A 22,255-nucleotide genomic window follows, 5' to 3' on the forward strand; every position below is an offset into this window, starting at 1 on the left:
CATGCTCGGAAGGACGGAATCAACGGAAACGACGGAATCAACGGAAACTCCGTCAAGGACGTCATCGTGGGAGCCGCACTCTATCGGGCGACATCGGCTCCGCCGCCGAGCACCCCAGGGAGATCCCTCTTGACCCGCACGCCCCTCACCGGCCGCGTCGCACCCATCATGCCGAGCCGCACCCTGTCGCTGACCCTCGACTTCTACGCGGCGCTGGGCTTCGAGGCCACCACGCACCTGCCCGACGACGGCTATCTGATCCTCGTACGCGACGACGCCGAACTGCACTTCTTCCACGCGCCCCGCACCGACCCGCTGACCTCGGCGCACGGGGCGTACCTGCGGCTCGACGGGGGCGCGCACGTCGCCGACGCGCTGTACGAGCAGTGGCGGGCGACCGGTCTGAGCGCCGACCCGTACGCGACGCCGCGGCTCGTCGAGCCGGACGACACGGTGTACGGGATGCGGGAGTTCGCGCTGGTCGACCCGGACGGGAACCTGCTGCGCGTCGGGGCGGTCCTGGAGGCCACCGAGGGCTGACCCGGCGGCTGTTGCCCAGGCCGGTGCGGCGGCCGACCGACGCGCCGCCCGGCGTCACGGTCCGCGGAACCGCCCCTTCCACGGTGTTATGTCGAACCTCCGGGACACCGAGCGGGAGGTACGAGGGGCACATGGCCAGATTCGGGGCGGCGCGGGCCTGGGTCGTGTCCGCCATGGTGCTGGGGGCGTCGACGAGCGGGGTGGCGGCGCACGCGGCCGAGGACGACGGCACGGACGCCGGGCACGCCGCCGTGGTGTGGCCGGTGACGGCGACCCCGCACATGACGGCGGCGGCGCTCGGTTCGGGCGACGACGCGCGGCCGGTCTTCGACTCCGACGAGCTGGCGGACCTGTTCGCGGACGGCGGGCGGCTGCGCGAGGTCGTCGACGCGGGCAAGGGCCGCGACGTGAACTGGGTCCTCGACCCCGATCTGGTGCTCGCCGCGCAGGCCATGGCGCGCGGCTACCGCGTCGCGGACAGCGCCGATTCCTCCAACCCGCAGGACAGCACGCAGGGCACCGGGCAGAGCGCGGCCCGGGAGTGGCTGGCCGATCTGAAGGGCGCGGTGCGCGGCCGGGACGTGTGGCTGCTGCCGTACGCGGACACCGACCTCGCCTCCCTCGCCCACCACCCGTCCGCCGACACCGACGACCTCACCGAGGTCGTCGCGAACCTCGCGGAGGACGCCAAAAGGGACGTCGACTCGATCCTCGGCACCGGTACGCGGTCGGGCCTCGGCTGGCCCGCGGACGGCGCCCTCGACACCCGGATCACCGCGCTCGCGGGCAAGCTGGACGTGACCTGGATGCTTGCCTCCGGCCAGGGCCTCACCCCGGCGGGGGACGACCCGGTGACCCTCGGCGAGGGCGACGACGCGATCACGGCGCTGCCGTACGACACGGGCGTGACGACGGCGCTGTCCCGTATCGAGGACGAGGAGAAGGACACGTCGTCGGCGAGTCCGAGTCCGAGCGCGTCGCCGAGCGCGGTGGCAGGGATCCCGTCGACCGGCACCCCGTCCCCCAGCGGCTCCGACGCGTCCCCCTCCGGCTCGCCCTCCCCCTCCGCTTCGGAGAAGCCCGACACCCCGGACCAGAAGACCGTCGACCGGGTCACCGCGCTCCTGAAGGCGAACACGCGGCCCGTCGTCGTCCCGCCCCGCGAGCTGTCCGGCACGGCGGCGAACGCGCTGGCCGCCGCGATCGACTCCGGCACCGACGACGGCTGGCTGGAGCCGGAGGGCATCCGGACCGCCGACAACGACCCGGTCACCGGGCAGGCGGGCGCCTCCTCCGGGTACCCGTCGCGGCTCCGGGCGAGCGAGCTGACGGCCGGCCAACTCGGGCACGTGGCAGCCGACTTGGACGGGCTCGCCACGCTCTCGAAGGTGCTCGCCGACCCGAAGGTGACCGCGGCCTCCGTGCACGCGGCGATGGCCCGCGCCCTGTCGACGGCCTGGCGGGCGCACGACGACGCCGACCAGGAGACGTTCCAGCAGCGCACGCGGGCGTTCCTGGACACGTCGGTGGACTCGCTGCGGATGGTGCCGAAGTCCACGGTGACGGTGACCTCGGGCGACGCCACGATCCCGGTGACGGTCGACAACGGTCTCCAGCAGCCGGTCGCCGGGCTCGAACTGCGGGTCACGTCCAGCGACGCGGAGCGGCTGCGGATCAATGACGCGACGCTGGCGGTGGAGGCGGCCGGTTCGGCCAGCCACACCAACCAGCTCTCCGTCACCGCGAAGGCCAACGGCAAGGCGCAGCTCACGGCCCGGCTCTACACGACGAGCGACGGCAAGCCGTGGGGCGATCCGATGACGTTCGAGGTGGACGTCGCCTCGGTGTCGACGGGCGCGATCACCGTGGTCGGCGTCGGGGTCGCGCTGATCGTGCTCGCGGCGGCGGTCCGGATGCACAACGTGCGGCGCCGCCGCGCGAGGGAAGCGCCGGCCGACGGTCAGGACTGAGTACGGCGCAGGGTCCGCAGGATCAGCCACTGGTCGCCGTAGGCCATCGCGGTGCCGAGCACGGCCATCACGATGCCGACCGTCACCCCGCCGACGGCCGTGCCGACCGCGAACCCGGCCGCGCCGAGCAGCGCGTGCACCGCGAAGCGGACGGCGACCAGGCCGAGGGCGAGCAGCCGGGTCCGCTTGTTCTTCCACAGGGCCTTCATCAGGCGCATCCGCTTCTTGAGGACGGTGAGGGAGAGCGCCATGTTGAGGACGATGAGGACCGGGAGCACGCCGTACGCGGTCGGGTAGGCGCGGGCGATGTCGAAGACCCCGGCGAAGCAGCCCGCGATCGGGAAGTACCAGACGGGCAGCCCCTGGAAGTCCCGGTAGTCGTCGCGCTCCGCCGTCGCTGTCGTCGTCCTGGCCGCCGTCTGCACGATCATGGCCGTCCCCCTGTGTCCGAGTGTGTCGCCGGTCCTTCCCGGCATCACCGAGCTTCGCGGAGACAGGGGGTCCCCCGGCAGAGCGAGCCGTCCTCACTCGCCCCGTACAAATGTCACTACGAGTCCTTCTTCTTGACGGCGGCCTCGGCGTCCACGATGCCCAGGCCCAGCTTGCTGTTGTTCTTCGGGTTCTTCGCCGTGGACCGGATCGTCGACATGATCTCGTCCGGTTTCAGGCCCTCGTGGTGCAGGAGGGCGGCGACGGCGGCCACGTACGGGGACGCCATGGAGGTGCCGGACAGCTTCCCGTAGCCGGAGGTGTCCTTCAGGGTCTCCTTCGTGCGGTACGTGGGGAGGGTGGAGAGGATGTCGACGCCGGGGGCCGAAACGGCGTCGTCCACACCGAAGTTGGAGAAGGAGGCCGGAGCGCCGTCGGTGTCGCTGGCGCCGACGACGAGGACCGGGGTGCCGACCTTGTACGTCTGGACGTCGTCGCCGTCGTTCCCGGCGGCCGCGACGACGGTGACGCCCTTGCCGTACGCGTACTTGATCGCCGCGTTGAGGGTGCCGCCGCGCAGCAGCTTGGCCATCAGGCCCGATTCGCCGAGCGAGAGGTTGATGACGTCGGCGCCGTGGTCGGCGGCCCACTTGATGCCCAGATTGATGTTCTGGTTGGAGCCGGAGCCGTCGGCGCCGAGCACCCGCACCGGCATGATCTTCGCGCCGGGGGCGCCGCCCGCGATGCCGACGCCGTTGTCGGTGTGGGCGGCGGCGATGCCCGAGACGTGGGTGCCGTGACCGTTTAAGTCCTTGGGCTTGTTGTCGTTGTCGACGAAGTCGTGGCCGTCGACGAGGCGGCCCTTGAGATCGGGATGGTCGGGGTCGACGCCGGTGTCGACGACCGCGATGACGGTGTCGTCGCCCTTGGAGGTGTCCCAGGCGTCGGGGAGGTGGAGCGCGTCGAGCGCCCACTGGTCGTCCCGCATCGGGTCGGGCTTGTTGTCGTCGTCGCTGTCCCCGCAGGCCGTGACAGTCAGCAGCAGCACGGCGGCGAGGCAGTAGGCGAGAGGGGTACGCGTGCGCATGGTCCGAGCCTGCGGCCGGGGGCGCGCTCACGCATGTGGGGGCGCGCTACTCGGGTGACCGGTTCGCGGGCCAGTCCGGGACCCACAGCGCGTCGCCGGGCACCGGCTCGCGGGCGTAGCGGCCGGTCAGGTAGGTGCGCAGGGCGCGCAGCGCCGGGTGCGGGTTGTCGTCGCGCCACAGCAGCCAGTGCGGGTAGACGGGCGTGGGGCGGGTGACGGTGAGGAAGTGCAGGCCGAGGCCGGTGGGGCGGGTGAGCGGGGTGCGGGTGCCGATGAACGTGCCCAGGTCGTCGGACGCGGTGATCGTCCGCGCCATGTGCTCCATGCCGAACGCGGGTGCCGACGCGTCGAGCCGGATGCCGAACGCGGCCGCGAACGCGGCGTAGTACGCGCCCCATTCGGTGGTCGGGTCCAGGCCCGGCATCAGGATCCGCAGCCCGGCCAGCTCCGCCGGGGAGACGTTCTGCGCACCGGCCAGCGGATGCGCGGACCCGACGGCGAGGATCACCGGCTCGTCGAGGACGCGGGCCGTGCGCACCGGCGCGGGCAGCCGCTCGGCGGGCAGGCTGTGCGCCCAGAACGCGGCGTCCACGCCCCCGTCCCGGACCGCTTCGAGCGCGGCCCGCCCCGCCGCGCGCACCACGACGACGTCGAGGGCGGCGTCCGGGTGGGCGTGGTGGAAGTCCTGGAGCAGTCCGGCCGTGCTCACGCGCGTACCGAGCACGTCCACGCGCAGCGGCCGGGCGCCGGGCCGCACCGCCGCCTCCGCGTCCGCGACGGCCGCGAGGACGGCACGCGCGTGCGGCAGGAACGCCTGCCCGTCGAGAGTGAGGCGCGCGCCTCGCGGGGTGCGCAGCAGCAGCCGTACGCCGAGCTGCCGCTCCAGGACGGCGACGCGCTTGGAGGCGGCCTGCTGGGTGATGCCGAGGCCGGCGGCGGCGAGCTGGATCTGCCCCTCGTCGGCGACGGCGACGAAGGTGCGTACGACTTCCGGATCCACCCCGCCATACAACCACGGGTTGTACGGGGGTGCCGTGTCGGTTGTTTGATCGCGGGCCGGGGCAGCGGCTTGGATCGCAGGTCATGGGCGAGGTGAGGGCGGTGCGGGCCGGGCGGCTCGGGCGCGATTTCGGATGGCTGTGGGCGGCGTTCGCCGTCAGCTCGGCGGGCACGATGCTGGCCTTCGACGCGTTCGCGCTGATCGCCGTGACCGTGCTGCACAGCAGCCCCGCGCGGGTGTCGTTCCTCGCGGCGGCCGGGGTCGCGGCGGGCGCGGTGTTCGCGGTGCCGCTGGGGCCGTGGGTGGAGTTCCGCCGCAAGCGGCCCGTGATGATCGGCGCCGATCTGCTGCGCTGCGCCGCCCTGCTCACGCTCCCCGTCGCGTACGCGCTGGACGCGCTGTCCTACGCGCAGCTGGTCCTCGTCTCCGTGGTCGTCGCCACGGCCGACATCGTCTTCCGCTCCGCGAGCGGCGCGCACCTGAAGGCGCTGGTCCCCCAGGACGGGCTCATGACCGCCAGCGCCCGCTTCGAGTCGACGACCTGGACCACGACGGCCCTCGGGCCCCCGCTCGGGGGCGCCGCGATCGGTCTCTTCGGCCCGGTGACGACGGTCGTCGGCGACGCGCTGAGCTATCTGCTGTCGGCGGTGGGGGTCCGCGCCGTCCGCGCGCCCGAACCCGAGCCGCCCGCCCGCACCGGCGACCGGCTCACCGCCGCCGACCTCGCCGAGGGCTGGCGCTACCTCTGGCGCACCCCGTACCTGCGCGCCCTGTTCCTGAACTCGACCCTCGTCAACGGCCTGATCATGGTCGGCGCCCCGCTGATGGCCGTCCTGATGCTCCGCGAACTCGGCTTCCCGCCATGGGAGTACGGCCTCGCCTACGGCATCCCGTGCATCGGCGGCCTCATCGGCTCACGCCTCTCCTCACGCCTGGTCCACCGTTACGGGGAACAGCGCGTCCTGCGCTGGAGCGGCACCGCCCGCGTGTGCTGGCCGGTGGGGCTGGCCCTGACCGGCACCGGTACGGGTGGGCTGCTCACGGTGATCGTGGTGGAGCTGGGCCTGATCACGTGCATCGGCGTCTACAACCCGGTCCTCGCCAAAGAGCGCCTCCGGCACACCGACACGGACCGGCTGGCCCGGGTCCTGACGGCCTGGACCGTCACCGGCCGCGCCGTGACGGCCACCCTGACCCTGACCTGGGGCGCGCTGGCGTCTTTCATCGGCACGCGCCCGGCGCTGGCGGTGGCCGGGGTCCTGCTCCTGGCGACCCCGGCCCTGCTCCCTACAGCTCCCCGCGACTCGCTGCCGCGACGAACGCCGAGAACGCCTTCGGCGGGACCGTGAAGGTGCCGCCGGCGGGGTTCTTCGAGTCGCGGAGGGCGATGTGGGCTCCGAGGTGCGCGCACTCGATGCACTGGCCGCCACTGTCACCGCTGTAGCTGGACTTACGCCACGCCGCGTTCTCCAGCATCAGGTTCTCCGCCATATTGCTCCTCCATCACGCGGCTGATCAGTGCCGCTGAATCCTCTACGGAGAGAGCGGCAGCCTGCACGAGAGCGTAACGGAATGAACCCTCCTTGACCGTCCCAGGGTTGGCGGTCGCGTGACCTTGTGCGAAGTCCTCGGTGTACAGCACATCGGGGTCGCTCTCGAACCTCATGAGGGTGAACGAACCCGTGAGGCCTGCGTGTTGGCCGACCGAGAATGGCATGACCTGAATGCTCACGCCCCGCTGGTCTCGGAATCCCAACAGGTGAGCCAGTTGGTTCCACATGACGTTTCGTCCACCGATCTCGCGGCGCAGTACCGCTTCGTCGAGCACCACCCATACCTGCGCCGGGGTGTCCCGGTTCAGGATCCGCTGGCGTTCCATACGGGCGGCGACCAGTTCATCGAGGTTCGGGGGATGGGGCCCTTGCATGACGGCCCGCGCGTACTCCTCGGTCTGAAGGAGCCCGTACACCACCTGAGCCTCGTACACGGAGATGTACTCGGCCTTAGCCTCCAAGCCCGCGATCTCGCGGAACCAGGACGGCAACTGCGTCCGCAGCACCAGCCCGATCAGCCGCCCGAAGGCACCCCCGGACGGCAAAACAGAATCGAGGCGCTCCGCGAACTCCCTCGTCGGGACCTTGTGGGCCGTCTCCACCTGGCCGATCAGTGAAGCCGTACAGAAGAGCTTGGCGCCGAGCTGCGGCTGACTCAAGCCCGCCGCCTCCCTCCAGTACCGCAGCTCGGAGCCGAAGTGATCGAGCGGCGACGCGCTCGCGTCGAGTTGCCGGACGTGTGCTGCTGCCATGGCTGAACCCCCAACAGGTGTCACGGTTCGCTTCCCCGCCGTGACCGACCGTAGCCACCGAACGGGCGCCTCAACCCCCAACCGCGACAACCGTTGGCATCACACCCTCACGATCACTCCCGTTCGCATGCGCCCCCTGCCGCCCGGCAGCCCCCCGCGCCACGCTCGAAGGGCTCAATTCGGCCCGCGCTCACGGGAGTCACCGTGCACCAGCAACACCGTATGCACCTCACCATCGGCGACCACTCACCCCGGCACATCCGGAGGATCGTCCGCGCCTACCTGCACCGGTGGGCGATGACAGAACTGACGGACGCGGCGGAGCTGGCGGTGACGGAGCTCCTGGCGAACGTGGTCCGGCACGTGCCGGGGCGGTCCTGCGGGGTGCTGATCCTGCGCGTCACGAACGGCGTCCGGGTGGAGGTGACGGACACGGACCCACGCCTGCCGGAGGTCCAGGAGCCGGACCGGCTGGCCGAGCACGGGCGGGGCCTGATGCTCGTAGAGGCGCTGACGGACCGCTGGGGCGTGGCGCCGAATCCGCCGGGCAAGACGGTCTGGTTCGAGTGCGACGCCCAGCCGGGTGACGGTACGTCAGTACGGCGAGGCGTACACCAATAGTCTTATTTGTCTCCTTTACGGTTTTCGGCATAGCTCTGATGGTGTGTCAGCGGGAGCGCCACGGATCGTCCTTCGGCCGGGCCCAGAGAGAGACAGGTAGATGCGCAGGTTGCACTGGAGACGACCACGGGCGCGCACCGTGCTCGCGTTGCTGGTCACGCAGGTCGCGCTGATGACGGGTCCGGCCATGGCGGGGGCCGATCCGGTTCCGTCGAAGACCTCTGCCAGTCCTTCGGCCTCGGCCAGTCCTTCCGCTTCGGCGAGCCCTTCGGCCTCGGCGTCGGCGTCACCCACGCCGTCGAAGCCGCACAAGGACAAGCCCAAGGAGAAGCCCAAGGCCAAGGCGTCCGGCAAGCGGGCCGCCGACACCGCTCAGATGACCGTGAGCAAGCAGGCGGTGGACGTTCCGGACCCGCTGGTGCCCGGCTCGGAGTACACCTACCGCATCACCGTGTCGTGCTCGTCGCTGACGGAGGCGTGCGTGAGCGCGTCGATGGAGGACGTGCTGCCCGCGGGCCTGGAGCTGGTCTCGGTGCCGTCGGACGGCTCGAACTACACCATCGACTACGACGAGGACACCCGGAAGCTCACCGCGACCTTCACCGAGTCCCTGCCGTCGCCGCCCAACCCGGCGGGCTCGACCGGGCTCGCGGCGGGCGGCTCGCAGGACATCCTCATCACCGTCCGGGTCCCGGAGAACACCGACCTCAACGACGGTGACGCGATCACCAACACGGCGACGGCGGACGCCGACAACGCCGCCGAGGTGACGGACTCCGACACCCAGACCGTCCACGTCCCGCGCCGGCCGATGGTGACCGGCACCAAGACCTGGAGCCCGTCGTCGACGGTGGCCGAGAGCGGCGGCGCTTCGAAGATCACGCTGGGCGCGGCGAACACCTCGTCGACCTCCACGGACGTCAACGCGATCATGATCACCGAGACCGACCCCGATCTCTTCGACAACTTCGACGTCACCCAGGTCGGACCGGTCACGCGGATGCCGAACGGCGCCGACCAGGTGCAGGTGTCGGTGTGCACGAAGCCCGGCGGCGGCTGCTCCCCCGACGAACTGATCGCCGGGCCGGTGGGCCCGGGTCCGGACATCGAGCTGCCCGCGGGCGTGGACCCGGCCGACATCACCGGCATCGTCTACACGTTCTCCAACTCCGCGGGCACCCCGCTGCCCGCGGACCCCGAGGGCGCCAAGGTCGAGATGGACGTGAAGCTGCGCGACGAGAACCGGTCCACCGGGGAGGCGATCGACCCCGACACCCGGCAGACCGTGGAGAACTGCGCGAGCCCGTCCATCGACTTCCGGCTCCGCCGTGACCTGGACGGCGAGGACGTGTGCGCGAAGCACGACATCCTGCCCAACGTCGCCTCGATCGACATGAGCAAGAAGATCTTCTCCGACACCGACGACGACTGGCAGGCCGACGGCACCGCCGTGATCGGCACGAAGCCCGGCATCACGGCGACGATCGACTCGAAGAACACCTCGCCGTTCCCGGTCAGCGAGATGACCATCACCGAGCCGTCCACCTCGGCGGCGAACGAGTTCGACAAGACGGACATGACGCAGGCCAGGCTCCGCTTCCCGGAGGGCGCCACCGAGGCCACCCTGACCGTCACCTGCCGCGACGGCTCGACCCCGCCCGCCCAGAACTTCACCAACCCGCCCGCCACCCAGACCGCCGACCTCGGCTGCCCCGACGGCGGCCCGGCCGCGTCGATCAGCGTGACCTACCGCGGCACCGACGCGAACGGCAAGGGCACCATCGCGCAGAACGCGACCGCGGGCCTGGACGTGCACGGCACCCTCAACGACCTGGCGGACGAGGGCGACGCCGAGGACGGCGTCAAGGACTGCGCCGACGGCTCGGCCGCCAACCCGTCCAACGGATCGGGCAGCGCCGCGGGGAACGTCTGCACCAACCTGAACGTCGAAGTGCCCCGCAAGGACGGCAACGGCACCAAGGACACCTCCCAGACCTCGGTCCCGCCGGGCCAGCCGGTCCACTTCACCATCGGGCTGACCAACCGCGGCAACGTGCCGCTCGACGGACCGGTCATCGTCAGCGACCCCGCCGACCCGACGGCGAGCCCCAACCCGTTCGACTCGGTGCGCATCACCGACGTCACCCCGTCCGTCGTCCCCGTCGGCCTCGTCTACGACCTGGAGGTCTACGACCCCGACGCCGGGGCCTGGGTCGCCTACGACGCCGATGACACGGCGCTGCTGGAACGCGCCAAGGGCGTACGGATCGTCGTGCCCGGCGGGCTGCCCGTGGGCGCCTCGGTGCACGCCGACGTCACCGTGCAGCTGCGCGACGGCGTGCCCAACGGCACCGTCATCAGCAACTGCGCCGCCGCGACCAGCGACGGCGCGTCGCTCGGCGACGACTTCTGCTCGCAGACCTCCCAGGTCGGCGACGCCAGCTCGGAAGCCTCGCTGAACAAGTCGCTGAGCCCGTCCAGCGTGACCCGCCCCTACCCGGGCGCCCCGGCCGTCACCGTCGCCGGCACCCTGACCGTCGTCAACAAGGGCAACGTCAACCTGCACCAGCTGACCGCGACCGACTTCGACACCGACTTCTTCGACGCCGTCGACTTCGTCTCCCTGGACGGCGTCTCCTTCCCCAAGGGCGCCGACCAGGTCAAGGTCGACGTGTGCACCGCCCGCTGCGGCACCTCGAACCCCGAGATCACCGAGGGCACCTGGTCCACCAGCACCACCCCCGGCCTGCCGTCCGGTGTCTCCGCCTCCGACGTCCTCGGCATCCGCGTCAGCTTCCGCTCCGAGGACGGCGACAAGATCGTGCCGGTGGAGGGCACGCCCACGTTCGACGGCGCCTGCAAGACCGCCTCGGTCTGCTTCTCCGTCAAGCCCCGCCAGACGCTGCGCTCGGACCCTTCCAAGGACATCCCGGCCCACCTGGAGGACACGGTCACCGGCAGCGGCTCCAGCGACAACCACGGCACCTTCACCATCCCGCCCGCCGACGCCGACCTGAACATCACCGACGGCACCCCGCAGCTGTACGTGGCGAAGCAGAAGGACGCCGTCGTCCAGCCCGGTGTCTCCCAGCCCTTCACGCTGACCGTGAAGAACACCGGCAACGCGCCCATCGACCCGCTGCGGATCTCCGACCCGATCCCGGCCGACCTGATCGTCGACGAGGACTTCGCCGGGAACAGCGGCTACTACTCGATCACCGTCACCACCCCCGACGGCACGGCGAAGCCCGCCAAGGTCGACTTCACCGCCGACCGCAACGACGCCGGGAAGATCACCGGCCTGCACTGGGACTTCCCCGACTGGGTGATGTACCCGGGCGCCACCGTCACCATCACCTTCCACGTGAAGCTGCGCGGCGGCGTCGAGGCCGGCACGAAGATCCCCAACACGTTCGGCGCGGGCTCGCCCGGCAAGGACGTACCGTGCGACAGCACCTCCGTGCGGCTCGGCGAGGTCGACGACGACCCGGCCTACGGCGACGGCCACTACTGCACCTCCACCGCCACCCTGACCACCGAGGCGGGCACCGCCTTCGACGCCGACAAGTGGATCACCGGCAACCCCGACCTGGGCTTCTACAACTCGCTGACCGGCGATTACATCCCGATCGGCGACAGCCGCTGCCCGAACCGGACGGTGGGCGGCGACACCTACACCCGCTACCCCTGCACCGCCCTGGTCCTGCCGGGCCAGAACTACCGGCAGCTCATCACCGTCGACAACATCGGCACCAACCCGGCGACCGACTTCGACCTGCTCGACGTCCTGCCGTTCGTCGGTGACACCGGTGTCCTGCTCGGCGGCTCCGACCGCGGCACCGAGTGGGAGCCGCGCCCGCGCCTGGCCGGACCCGTCACCCTGAACGGTCCGGGCACCCTCGGCGCCGAGTACACCACCACGCCGCAGCCCTGCCGCGACGAGGTGCCCACCCCGGCCCGCGACTGCGCCGACGCCACCTGGACCGGCGACTGGTCCGCGGACGACAGCGCCTTCTTCACGCACATCGACTTCGACGGCGGCCTCGCCCCCGGCGACGGCTTCACCCTCAGCTTCCCGATGTCGTCGCCCGCCGACCTGAAGGACCCGGGCTCCCGCGACGACCTCTCCCTGGCCTGGAACTCCTTCGCCGAGAAGGAGACCGTCCAGGTCGGCGGCAACACCGTCGTCCTGCCCGTCACCGAGCCGCCCAAGTCCGGCATCGGCATGGTCTACGGCACCCTCCGCGTCGACAAGACCGTCACCCACGCGCCGAACGGCGCCACCACCGGCCCGTACGACATCGCGTACGACTGCGTGGTCACCCCCGACACCGGCAAGCCCGTCCACGTACGCAAGGGCACCGGACAGATCACCCCCGGCAAGCCGTTCACGGTGACCGACGTCCCGGCCGGCGCGGTGTGCCGGGTCTGGGAGACCGACACCGACGGCGCGACCAGCGACCACGACGGCGAGGCGAACGCCGCCTCCGTCACCATCAAGCCCGAGACGACCGCCGACGCCCCCAGCGTCGTCGACGTCACCAACGACTACCCGCAGCGCTCCCTGGACATCGTCAAGAAGGTCGACGACCCCTCCGGCGCCGACCACGGCCCCTTCACCGTCGACGTGGACTGCGTGTGGCGCGGTGAGGAACTCGACGGGTTCCCGAAGCAGTTGACCTTCGACGGGGCCGGACGGCAGACCATCGACGGGCTGCCCGTCGGCGCCGAGTGCACGGTCACCGAGTCCGGCACCGACAACGCCGACGAGGTCACCGTCGCCGCCGATCCCGCCGCGTCGGACGACGACGGCGACACCAGCAGCGCGACCGTCGTGCTGCGGCCCACCGGGCCCGCCCAGGCGACCGTCACCAACACCTACGACAACCCCCCGACGCCGAGCGGCAGCCCCACGCCCAGCCCGTCGCCGAGCCACGGCGGCGGCGGCCACGGGCAACTGCCCGACACCGGCTGGTCCTTCGGCCCGGCGCTCGCCGTCACCGCGGCCCTGCTCCTCGCGGGTCTCGCCCTGACCGGGTTCACGATGCGCCGCCGCTCCCGCCGGCACTGACCCCGCGACCGCACCACGCCGAGGCGCGCTCCACCCGGAGCGCGCCTCTCCGCGTTCCCGGGCGGCACCCGGCGGGCCCGCCACTCGATCGGTCGCCAGCGGATGCCCCGCCCCGCCGTGCTCGGCAGAGTGGCCGCATGGCCGCCCCCTCGCCCCCGTACGGCACCGTCCCCCCGACCCCCGGCGCCGAGCCCCTCCCCGAACTCGACGTGCCGCCGCCCGGCCGGCAGCACCGGCTGACGGTGCTGCTGCGGCTGCTGCTCCTGGTGCCGCACGCGATCGTGCTCGCGGTGCTGTCCTTCCTCACGTTCTTCGTGGTGGTCGTCGCCTGGTTCGCGACGCTGGTGCTCGGCCGGGTGCCGGACCCGCTGTGGCGGTGGCTCGCCGGGTACGTCGCGTACGAGACGCGGTTCGACGCGTCGGCGATGCTGCTGACGGACCGCTACCCGCCCTTCCAGGTGCTCGGGGAGCCCGCCGGGTACCCGGTGCGGGTCCTGCTGCGGGCGACGCCCCTGAACCGGCTCGCGGTGTTCTTCCGGCTGATCCTCGTCATCCCCGCGGCGATCGTGACGTCCCTGGCGGTGGCCGGGTGGTGGGCCGTCGCCCTCGTGACGTGGCTGATCGTGCTGATCCTCGGGCGGATGCCGCAGCCGCTGTTCGAGGCGACGGCGGCCGTCCTGCGCTACCGGATGCGGGTGTCCGCGTACCTGCTGCTGCTCACGTCCGCCTACCCGAAGCGGCTGTTCGGCGACCAGTCGTCGGCGGACGCGGCCATCGGCGTCGTGCGCGGGCCGTCGGCGACCCGCCCGCTGATGATGAGCACGGCCGGGCAGGTCCTCGTCGGACTGTTCCTCGTACTGGGTCTGGTGAGCGGCGGCAGCAGCGCGGCGACGGGCGACCACGACTCCGGCTCCGGCTCCGGTTACGACTCCGCGCCGGTGGGCGCCCGGTAGCGGTGGGCGAGGACGACCGACCACCACTCGTCCGACCGCTCCAACTCGGCCTGAGCGACGGCTAGTTGAGCGGGTGGGAAGTGGTAGCGGGCCGTGTCCGGGTCCCGGATCAGGACGTGCGGGGCGATGCGGTCCAGGACGACCGGCACCTCGGAGGCGGGGAGCCGGCCGCCGCCGCACACCTCGGCCGCCGCCGCCCGCCCGAAGCCGTCCCCGAAGACGGCGAGCCTGCGCCACAGCAGCCGTTCGACGCGCGAGCAGCGGGCGTACTAGCGGGCCGCGGCCGCCCGCTGCTCCGGCCCGACCTCGTCCGCGCAGGCCGCCGTCCCGGCGCGGGCCGCTTCGAGGAGCGGGCCCGGCACCCCGCCGAACCTCCGGCACAGCCGGGCCGCGCCCCCGGGGTCCCGGTCCACGGCCGCGTCGCCGAGCACGGCCCGCAGGAGTTGCAGCGCCTCGGACGGCCGGCCGTCGCCGGGGGCCGCGCGTACGGCCAGCGGACGCAGCACCATGACGCTCTCGCCGCGCAGATGGCACGGCCGCTCCGCGACGACCAGCACCGTCAGCTCCGGCAGGTCAAGCAGCAGCGAGGCGACGAGGGCGGTGGCCGCGCCGCCGAGATGGTCGATGTCGTCGAGCACGAGGAGCGGGCGGCGCGCCCCGGCGAACCGGTGCCGCAGCCGCGCCCCGACCCCGGGCAGCATCTCCGGCTCGTAGCAGGCGGCCGACTCCCACACCACCTCGCGGCGCACCTGACCTGCGGCTTCTCTGGCCAGCCGGGTGCGGCCCACACCGGGCAGGCCCGTCAGGCAGACCAGGCGGGCGGTCGCGAGCCGGACCAGCAGGGCCGCCAGATCCCGGCCCCGGCCCACCAGTTGGGAGGCGTCCGGCGCGTCGTCGGTGTGGTGCGGTGTCGTCGTCACGCGTTCCCCGGTTCCGGCCACAAAGGCCCGTTCGGTCACCCGGGGACCCGCATGCCCTATTTAATGCATATGCCTGGGGATCATGTTCGTACGGTGTGCGGCGTCGGCCCGGGCCGACCGGGAGAACCACCGAGGAGGGGCAGTGCGCACACGGGAATCCGCCGTCTCGGAGGCCGATCTCGCCCTGATCCACGCACTGCAGCTCGCCCCGCGCGCCACCTGGGCCCAGCTCGCCGGGACACTCGGCTTCGCCGCCGACACCCTGGCCCGGCGCTGGGCCCGGCTCACCGAGCGCGGCCACGCCTGGTCGGGGGTGCTGCCGGGCGCGCTGACGGCGGGCAGCCCCGCGGTGACCGCCGCCTGGATCAGGGTCGAGTGCGCGGCGGGCACCGTGCCGGCCACCGCCGCCGCCCTCACCGAGGACCCCGGCACCCTCACCGTGCAGCACGTCACGGGCGTCGCCGACCTCGTCGCGTACGTCGCCGCGCCCGACCCGGCCGCCCTGGACGCCTATGTGGTGGACCGGTTGCACCGGCTGCCCGGCGTACGCGCCACCCGCACCCATGTCGTCACCGCCCTCTACACCCCGGCGGCGCCCACCCGGCTGGACCAGCTCACGCCCCGTCAACTGCGCGCGGTGCGGGACCTCGACGGGCGCCCGGGACGCACCGCCCGCGCCGCACCCCTCGGCACGCCCGGCCCGGTCGACCAGCGCCTGCTGCTCGCGCTCGCCGAGGACGCCCGTACCGGCGTCGCCACCCTCGCCCAGCGGATCGGCACCAGCGAGTCGACCGCGCGGCGCCGCCTCGCCCGGCTGGCGGCGACCGACGCCGTGCTGTTCAGAACCGAAGTGGCGCCGCGCCACTCCGGCCGCCCGGTCTGGGCCCTGATCTGCGCCGACGTACCCCCGGACCAGCTCGTCCCGGTCGCCGCGTCGGTGGCCAGGCTGCGCGGCACCCGTACCGTCACCGCCGTGACCGGGCCGCACAACCTCTTCGTCTGCGCCTGGCTGAGCCGCGTCGAGGACCTGCCCGGCTACACCGAGAAGCTGGCCCGCACCGCGCCGGGACTGCGCATCGCCGACACCAAGGTCTCGCTGCGCGCGCACAAGCTGGGCGCCCACGTCCTCGACGCCGAAGGACACCGCGAACGCGTCGTCCCGCCGGACATCTGGGGCATCTCCTGTGGCGCCTGACGGCGTGTACACCCCGGCTGTCAGCGGCCGCGCTGCCACAGTGACCACGAATACACCCCCTTGGCCCACTTCATCGGTTACGCCGGTAACGCACCGATCCGGGAGCTTTCGTGGCACACGTACACGTGATCCTCAACCAGAAGGGCGGCGTCGGTAAGTCCACGCTCGCCGTGAACCTCGCCGCCGTGACGGCCGACGTCCTCGGAGGCCCGCTCGGCGGCGGCGACGAACAGCCGCCCGTCGTCGCCGTCTCCATCGACCCGCAGGGCTCCGCCGTGTGGTGGTCCGAGCGCGTCGGCGACGGCCTCCCCTTCGACTTCGTCCAGGCCCACGACGACCTGGCCGGCCTTGCGGCGCTCTCCCGCATCCCGTCCGCCCAGCACGTCTTCGTCGACACCCCGGGCTGGCTCGACCTCGCCGAGGGCGAGGGCGCCGACCCGCTCGGCAAGGGCGCGGCGGCCGACGCGCTGCGCGCGGTGCTGTCCAACGCCACCGACGTCATCGTCCCCATCGAGCCCGAGCCGCTCGGCTTCCAGCCCACCCAGCGCACGGTCGAGAAGGTCGTGAAGCCGCGCGGGCTGCCGTTCCGCGTCGTCATCAACAACTGGGACCCGCGCGACGGCAAGGCCGACCTGGAGCAGACCCGCGCCTTCGTCGAGGGCCAGGGCTGGCCGCTCGCCCGCACCGTCGTCCGCCACTACAAGCTGCACACGCGGGCCAGCGCGGACGGGCTCGTCGTCACCCAGTACGGCGCCAACAAGGTCGCCCTCCAGGCCCGCGAGGACTTCTTCCGCCTCGCCCTGGAAGTCGGCCTCGCCGCCATCCCGAAGCCCGCCCGGCGCAAGAAGACGTCCCGTACGACGAAGAAGAAGGCGGCCGTCTGATGGGGCGCAGGACCGATCTGTCGTCCCTGCTTGCGGCGGCCAAGGACGGCGAACCGGCCATGGCGACGGCGGTGCGGAAGCGGCCGGACACCAAGCCGCTGACCGTCTCCGTCGGCGAGCTCGCCGAGAACCCCGACAACCCGCGCCACGAGCTGCGTGACCTCGAAGGACTCGCCGAGACGGTCCGCGAGCGCGGGGTCCTCCAGGCCCTGGGCGTCGTCCCGGCCGCCGTCTTCCTCGCCGCCCACCCGCACCACAAGGAGGCCGTGGGACCGGCCCCGTACGTCGTGCTGCACGGGCACCGCCGGCTCGCCGCCGCCAGGCTCGCGGGCCTGGACGAGGTGCCCGTCCTGGTCCGCGACGACGCCACCCGCTCCGACGAGGACGCGCTCATCGAGAACGTCCAGCGCGACGACCTCACCGAGCTGGAGCAGGCCCAGGCGATCCAGGGCCTGATCACCGCGTACGGCTACTCGCAGCGGCAGGTCGCCGCCCGCATCGGCAAGACCCAGGGGTTCATCTCGCAGCGCCTCTCCCTGATGAAGCTGCGCGAGGACCTTCAGGAGGCGCTGGCCGACGGGCGGGTGTCGGTCGAGGACGCCCGGCGCATCGCCCGGCTCCCCCGCGACGAGCAGGCGCTGCCCGGACCGGTCACCGGGGCGACCGTCCCCGCCGCCCGCACCGAGAAGCGCGAGCGCCGGAGGAACGATTACGGCGTAATCGAGCTGGACAGCCGCTCGACGCCCGACGAGATCGTGGAGGCCCTGCGCCGCCACCTCGCCCCGGCCGCCCTCGACCGCGTGGTGGAACTGCTGCGCCGGTAGCCGACGGGAGTCCCTTACCGTTGGCCCGTGCTCGAAGTGCCGTCCCCGTCCGTGACCCACGCGCCCCCACCCGCCGAGGCCGTCGCCCCGCTGATGCGCGGCCTCGACGTGCTGCGGCGCCTCACGGACGCGGACGGCACCCTCGCCCTCGCCGAACTGGCGCGGGCCACCGGACTCGCCCGCTCCACGGTCGACCGGATCTGCGCGACCCTCGCCCACCTCGGGTATCTCCGCCTCGACGGGCGTGACGCCTCCCTCGCCCCGCCGCTGATGGCCGTCGCCAACGCCTTCCTCGACGCGCTGCGGGTGCCCGAGCTGCTCGGCCCGCTCGCCGACCGGCTCGCCGACGAGCTCGACGAGTCCGTCTCCCTCGCCGTGCCGGACGGCGACGACATCCGCTTCGTCCACCAGGTGCTGCGCCGCCGTGCCCTGTCGATCAGCTTCCGGGTGGGGGATCTGCTGCCCGGGGAGGGTTCGGCGCCGGGGATCGTGTTCCGGCGGGGCGTCGACCTGGCCGTGGACGATCAGCTCGTCGAGCGGGGGCTGATCGCGGTGGCGGTGCCCGTCCGGGGGGCTTCCGGGGATGTCGTGTGTGCCGTGAGCGTGGTCAGCCACACCAGTCGGCACTCGGCTGATTCCCTGCCGGGAGCCGTGCGGGGGGCTCTGGTCTCCTGTGTGCGGGGCATGGAAGGGGTGCTGCGGGATGCCGCCGCTGTCACGGGGCTCCGCCCCGGGCCCCGCTCCTCAAACGCCGGAGGGGCTGGTTTTGACAGTGCTCCTGTTCAGGCGCTGGCGCGTGGGCTCTCCGTGCTGACCGCCTTCAGTGCGGAGCATCCCGCGTTGTCGCTGTCCCGGGTCGCCGAGGGCACCGGGCTCTCCCGCGCCACCGCCCGCCGCGCCCTCCTCACCTACGAGCACCTGGGATACGTGCACCAGGACGACCGCCTCTACCGGCTCACCCCGCGCGTGCTCGGCCTGGGCTGTGCGCCGCTGTCGCGGACGACGCTGCCGCGGATCGCCGGGCCGCACCTCGCCGCGCTGTCGGACGCGCTCGGCGAATCCGTGGGGCTCTCGGTGGCGGACGGGGAGTGGGTGCGCAGCACCGCGCGGGTCGCGCCGCGCCGGGTGATGAGCGTCGACATCGGCGTCGGCAGCCGACTGCCCGCCGGAGCGACCGCGGCCGGTCAGGTGCTGGCGACCGAGGCCGGGGAAGCGGTCGCCGACGGGCCCGAGGACGGGCTGTGGTCGGTGGCCGTGCCGGTGCGCGGGCGGGACGGGGACGTCGTCTCCGCGCTCGACGTCACCGCCCACCGGGGCCGCGGCGAGCGGGACGCCTGGGCGCAGGCGCTGCGTGCGACGGCCGCCCGGATCGAGGCGGACCTGGCGGTCACCTCACGGTTCGTGACCGTCCCCCGCCACTGACGTCACGAGACGCGGGTCTCAGGAGCGTACGGACCTTCGGCCCTACCCGCGCCGATTAAGTCCCCGGACCCTTTACTCGTATGCCTTTCTCCGGCTCCAGCAGCTTCACCTCGCCCACCCGTGCGGCCCGGACGACCGTCCGCCCCACGGGTGGCTGGCGTGCCGCGGTGCTGGTCACGCTGGTCGTGGTGGTCACCATCGTCTCGCTGGACCTGGCCACCCCCGCCGACTTCCGCACCCGCGCGCTGCTCGGCCTGGTGCCCATCGTGGTGGCGGCGCTGACCTCCGTCATGGTGACCGCGACCGTCACCGGCGTGCTGGTCACGCTCTACATCGTGCTCCAGGCCCTCTCCCCGATCCCGTCCGGCGGCTGGGCCGTGCTCGGCCCGCTGCTCATCGGCATCGGCGGCCTCCTGGGGGTGCTGATCGCCCGCCGCCGCGAGGAGCAGTACGCCCGGGTGCAGGCCGTCATCGACATCGCCGAGGCGACCCAGCGGGCCGTGATGCGCGCCCTGCCCGACCACGTCGGCGATCTGCACATCGCCGACTTCTACCAGCCGGCCGCCCGCGCGGCCCGGGTCGGCGGCGACTGGTACGACTTCCAGCCCTCCCCGCACGGTGTGCGCGCCGTCCTCGGCGACGTCAGCGGCAAGGGACTTCCGGCCGTGTCCGCGTCGGCGTCGCTGCTCGGCGCGTTCCGCGAGGCCGGGTACCACGAGGCCGATGTGCGCGAGGTGGCCCGCCGCCTGGAGATCGCCATGCAGCGGTACAGCGCGTGGGCCCGGGTGATGGGCGAGGAGGAGCTGCCGGACGCGTTCTCCACGGCGCTGCTGCTGCACTTCCCGCCCGGCGTCGACGCCGTGGACATCGTGAACTTCGGGCACGAGCCGCCGCTGGTCGTCGGCGCCGACGGCAGCGTGCACACCCCCGACGTGCCGTCCGGCGTGCCGCTCGGCATGGGGGCGCTCGGCACGGAGCTGCCCGAGCCGGTGCGGCTGCCGTTCCGGCCCGGGGACACCCTCGTGCTCTTCACCGACGGCGTCACCGAGTGCCGGGACGACGACGGCGTCTTCTACCCCGTACGGGACCGGATGCCGGGCCTCGCCGAGCGGCTGCCCGCGGACGCGCCGCCCGCCGAACTGCTCCGCCGCATCGTCTTCGACCTGCACGGACACCGGCACGGGACGCCCAGCGACGACACCGCGATCACCGTCATCCGGCGCACGGAAGGACGCGTGAAGCCGTACGCGACGCCCTCGGACGCGGCCCTGTACGAGCCCGCCGGTCCCTCCGGTGACGCGTCTCAGTACGCGACCGACATGCGCGAGCGCGCGTGTCCGTCCCGCTCGACCTCGTCGACGAAGGCGATCGCGTAGTCCTCGGCGCTGATCCGGCTGTTGCCGTCGGCGTCGAGCATCAGCCGGTCGCCGCCGATCCGGAACTCCTCCGTACGCTCCCCGGGCGCGATCTCCGCCGCCGGGGAGATGTACGTCCAGTCCAGGTCCTCGACCGTGCGCAGGAACGCCAGGACGTCCCGGTGGGCCAGCGCCTCGCCGAGATAGGCGTCGGGGAAGCCCGGCTGGTCCGCCAGGGCCTCGCCCGGGGCCACCTCCAGGCTGCCCGCGCCGCCGACCACGACGAGCCGTCCCACGCCCGCCCTGCGCGCCCCGGCGACCAGCGTCTCGTTCACGCGGAGGAACGGCGCCCTCGGGTCGCTGCCGTCGCGCGGCGGCGCCACCGCGGACGCCACCACGTCGTGCCCGGCGATCACGTCCGCCGTGCGCTCCAGGTCGGTCAGATCCGCCGCGGTGGCCGTCACGCCCGCCACGGGGGAGTCGCCGGAGCGGCTGATGGCCGTGACCCGGTGGCCGCGCTCCACGGCCTCGGCGGCGATGCGGCTGCCGACCATGCCGGTGGCTCCGAACAGCACGATGTTGAGGGACATGATCACAGCGAAGCACGACGTCCGGTGCCGCGCATGTTGCGGAACGTAGGCCATCAGAGGTCAATGGAGAGCGGGGGAACCCGTCGGATCTGCCTCGGTTCCGCCGCAGATCCGCTTCGCATCCGCGGAAAGGAGCCCCTCATGGCTCAGCATGCGGCCCCGGCGCCCCGGCGCGCCTCCTCCGGCCTCTCCCTCGCCAGCGCCGCCGTCACGGTCCCGGTGATCACCGGCATCCTCTACGGCTTCTGGGCGGCGAACATCGAGCGCTTCGGGCAGGGCGTGACCGGCGGCAACGTCGCGCTCGGCTTCGTCACCGGCATCATCGTCGCCGCCCTCTGCTTCGGCATCCACCAGTGGTCCCGGCAGCAGGCCGGACGCCATCTGGGGCTGCGGGCGGTGACCTGGGGCGCCTTCGCGGGCATCGCCATCGGCTTCCTGCGCTCCCTCGGCTCCGGCCTGGTGCTCTGGCCGATCGTGCTCGGCCTCATCGTCCTGGCGGCGACCAGCGCGATGGTCTACTACCGCTACTACACGGCCGCCGACCCGGTGTGACGGCCGGAGCGGCATGAGAAGAGCGGGGAGGCCGACCGGCCTCCCCGCTCTCTTTCGTCGTCCTCCTAGTAGCTGGTGACCCCGAACTCCACGCTGTAGTCCGAGCGGAAATACCAGGTGGTCGGGCCGCTGTCGTGCTTCTGCTTCTCCGGCGGGCACGGCACCGACGACCCCGAGCAGTTCGGCGGGTTGGCGCTGATGGACACATAGGCGGCACTCGCCCAGCCGTGGGCCCCGGTGAACCAGTACCAGTCCGAGGTGCCGTGCACGGACGTGCCATGGGTCACGCACTCGATACGGTCCTGGCTGCCCGGCGCCATCCGGTAGACGACGGACGCCGAAGTGCTGGGCGCGGAACGGAGGTTGAGATCCGTAGACGAGGCCACCGTGCCCCAGACGACGTCTCCGCCACCACTGTTCGCACTGGCTGGAGCCGCCGCCGACACGGCGAGCACGCCACCCGTGAGCAGGGCGGACGCGGCAAGGGCGATGGGCGTACGACGCATGATCGGCCTCCAAGCTCCCCATTCCAGGAAA

Annotated in this window: 21 protein-coding genes; 12 read left to right on the forward strand and 9 right to left on the reverse strand. The window is 72.6% G+C overall.

The window, feature by feature from the left end; genetic code table 11:
- Positions 1–129 precede the first annotated feature (129 nt).
- Together K377_RS10455 and K377_RS41620 are read left to right on the forward strand one after the other, a co-directional pair.
- The gene (locus K377_RS10455; RefSeq protein ID WP_202454898.1) at positions 130–540 is read left to right on the forward strand and encodes a VOC family protein; all 411 of its coding nucleotides are present in this window, start codon (positions 130–132) and stop codon (positions 538–540) included.
- Positions 541–671: 131 nt separating this feature from the next.
- A complete protein-coding gene (locus tag K377_RS41620) occupies positions 672–2,510 on the forward strand; it encodes a DUF6049 family protein (RefSeq protein WP_111662944.1) in 1,839 nt (612 codons plus the stop codon).
- On the opposite strand, the gene K377_RS10465 is transcribed toward K377_RS41620, so the two are convergent.
- From K377_RS10465 to K377_RS10475, 3 genes are all read right to left on the reverse strand, one after another.
- On the reverse strand, positions 2,501–2,941 hold the full coding sequence (locus tag K377_RS10465) for a hypothetical protein (RefSeq protein ID WP_111662945.1): 441 nt from the start codon (positions 2,939–2,941) through the stop codon (positions 2,501–2,503). The two genes, K377_RS41620 and K377_RS10465, sit on opposite strands and share 10 nt — an antisense overlap.
- 116 nt (positions 2,942–3,057) lie before the next feature.
- Entirely contained in the window at positions 3,058–4,026 is a 969-nt protein-coding gene (locus K377_RS10470; RefSeq protein WP_111662946.1) for a S8 family peptidase, read from the reverse strand.
- Positions 4,027–4,072: 46 nt separating this feature from the next.
- Positions 4,073–5,026: a LysR family transcriptional regulator gene (locus K377_RS10475; protein ID WP_111662947.1), complete on the reverse strand. Its 954-nt coding sequence runs from the start codon at positions 5,024–5,026 to the stop codon at positions 4,073–4,075.
- A gap of 83 nt (positions 5,027–5,109) precedes the next feature.
- Here K377_RS10475 and K377_RS10480 point away from each other — a divergent pair, with 83 nt between their 5' ends.
- Complete coding sequence (locus K377_RS10480) at positions 5,110–6,375, forward strand: MFS transporter (protein WP_111662948.1); 1,266 nt, start codon at positions 5,110–5,112, stop codon at positions 6,373–6,375.
- Here K377_RS10480 and K377_RS10485 read toward each other — a convergent pair.
- A complete protein-coding gene (locus K377_RS10485; protein ID WP_111662949.1) occupies positions 6,314–6,517 on the reverse strand; it encodes a DUF397 domain-containing protein in 204 nt (67 codons plus the stop codon). The genes K377_RS10480 and K377_RS10485 overlap by 62 nt on opposite strands.
- Positions 6,477–7,331, reverse strand: coding sequence for a helix-turn-helix transcriptional regulator (locus K377_RS10490; RefSeq protein ID WP_111662950.1), 855 nt, complete (start codon positions 7,329–7,331; stop codon positions 6,477–6,479). The genes K377_RS10485 and K377_RS10490 overlap by 41 nt, the downstream gene beginning before the upstream one ends.
- 204 nt (positions 7,332–7,535) lie before the next feature.
- Between K377_RS10490 and K377_RS10495 the strand changes: the two genes are divergently transcribed.
- From K377_RS10495 to K377_RS10505, 3 genes are all read left to right on the forward strand, one after another.
- Positions 7,536–7,952 (forward strand): ATP-binding protein, encoded by a 417-nt coding sequence (locus K377_RS10495; RefSeq protein WP_375605917.1) that lies wholly within the window; start codon positions 7,536–7,538, stop codon positions 7,950–7,952.
- 148 nt (positions 7,953–8,100) lie between these two features.
- Entirely contained in the window at positions 8,101–13,023 is a 4,923-nt protein-coding gene (locus K377_RS10500) for a DUF5979 domain-containing protein (RefSeq protein ID WP_146614714.1), read from the forward strand.
- 137 nt (positions 13,024–13,160) lie between these two features.
- Positions 13,161–13,976, forward strand: coding sequence for a DUF4389 domain-containing protein (locus tag K377_RS10505; protein ID WP_111662953.1), 816 nt, complete (start codon positions 13,161–13,163; stop codon positions 13,974–13,976).
- On the opposite strand, the gene K377_RS10510 is transcribed toward K377_RS10505, so the two are convergent.
- Positions 13,946–14,158: a hypothetical protein gene (locus tag K377_RS10510; protein ID WP_111662954.1), complete on the reverse strand. Its 213-nt coding sequence runs from the start codon at positions 14,156–14,158 to the stop codon at positions 13,946–13,948. The genes K377_RS10505 and K377_RS10510 overlap by 31 nt on opposite strands.
- Before the next feature lie 87 nt (positions 14,159–14,245).
- Complete coding sequence (locus K377_RS10515; protein ID WP_161195028.1) at positions 14,246–14,896, reverse strand: AAA family ATPase; 651 nt, start codon at positions 14,894–14,896, stop codon at positions 14,246–14,248.
- Between the two features lie 142 nt (positions 14,897–15,038).
- Here K377_RS10515 and K377_RS10520 point away from each other — a divergent pair, with 142 nt between their 5' ends.
- The 5 genes from K377_RS10520 (at position 15,039) to K377_RS10540 (ending at position 20,597) form a co-directional block, all read left to right on the forward strand.
- Positions 15,039–16,091, forward strand: coding sequence for an Lrp/AsnC family transcriptional regulator (locus tag K377_RS10520; protein ID WP_111662956.1), 1,053 nt, complete (start codon positions 15,039–15,041; stop codon positions 16,089–16,091).
- 110 nt (positions 16,092–16,201) lie between these two features.
- Entirely contained in the window at positions 16,202–16,975 is a 774-nt protein-coding gene (locus K377_RS10525) for a ParA family protein (protein WP_111662957.1), read from the forward strand.
- Positions 16,975–17,799, forward strand: coding sequence for a ParB/RepB/Spo0J family partition protein (locus K377_RS10530; protein ID WP_111662958.1), 825 nt, complete (start codon positions 16,975–16,977; stop codon positions 17,797–17,799). The genes K377_RS10525 and K377_RS10530 overlap by 1 nt, the downstream gene beginning before the upstream one ends.
- Before the next feature lie 27 nt (positions 17,800–17,826).
- On the forward strand, positions 17,827–19,221 hold the full coding sequence (locus K377_RS10535) for a helix-turn-helix domain-containing protein (protein WP_309252220.1): 1,395 nt from the start codon (positions 17,827–17,829) through the stop codon (positions 19,219–19,221).
- A gap of 80 nt (positions 19,222–19,301) precedes the next feature.
- On the forward strand, positions 19,302–20,597 hold the full coding sequence (locus K377_RS10540) for a PP2C family protein-serine/threonine phosphatase (protein WP_111662959.1): 1,296 nt from the start codon (positions 19,302–19,304) through the stop codon (positions 20,595–20,597).
- Here K377_RS10540 and K377_RS10545 read toward each other — a convergent pair.
- Positions 20,525–21,166, reverse strand: coding sequence for an NAD(P)-dependent oxidoreductase (locus K377_RS10545; protein ID WP_111663219.1), 642 nt, complete (start codon positions 21,164–21,166; stop codon positions 20,525–20,527). The two genes, K377_RS10540 and K377_RS10545, sit on opposite strands and share 73 nt — an antisense overlap.
- Before the next feature lie 141 nt (positions 21,167–21,307).
- Here K377_RS10545 and K377_RS10550 point away from each other — a divergent pair, with 141 nt between their 5' ends.
- Complete coding sequence (locus K377_RS10550) at positions 21,308–21,718, forward strand: hypothetical protein (protein ID WP_111662960.1); 411 nt, start codon at positions 21,308–21,310, stop codon at positions 21,716–21,718.
- Between the two features lie 65 nt (positions 21,719–21,783).
- Here K377_RS10550 and K377_RS10555 read toward each other — a convergent pair whose 3' ends face one another.
- On the reverse strand, positions 21,784–22,224 hold the full coding sequence (locus K377_RS10555) for an SH3 domain-containing protein (protein WP_146614715.1): 441 nt from the start codon (positions 22,222–22,224) through the stop codon (positions 21,784–21,786).
- Positions 22,225–22,255: the final 31 nt, after the last annotated feature.

Origin of the sequence: Streptomyces sp. PsTaAH-137, from assembly GCF_003259365.1 — a bacterium.
Classification (GTDB): domain Bacteria; phylum Actinomycetota; class Actinomycetes; order Streptomycetales; family Streptomycetaceae; genus Streptomyces.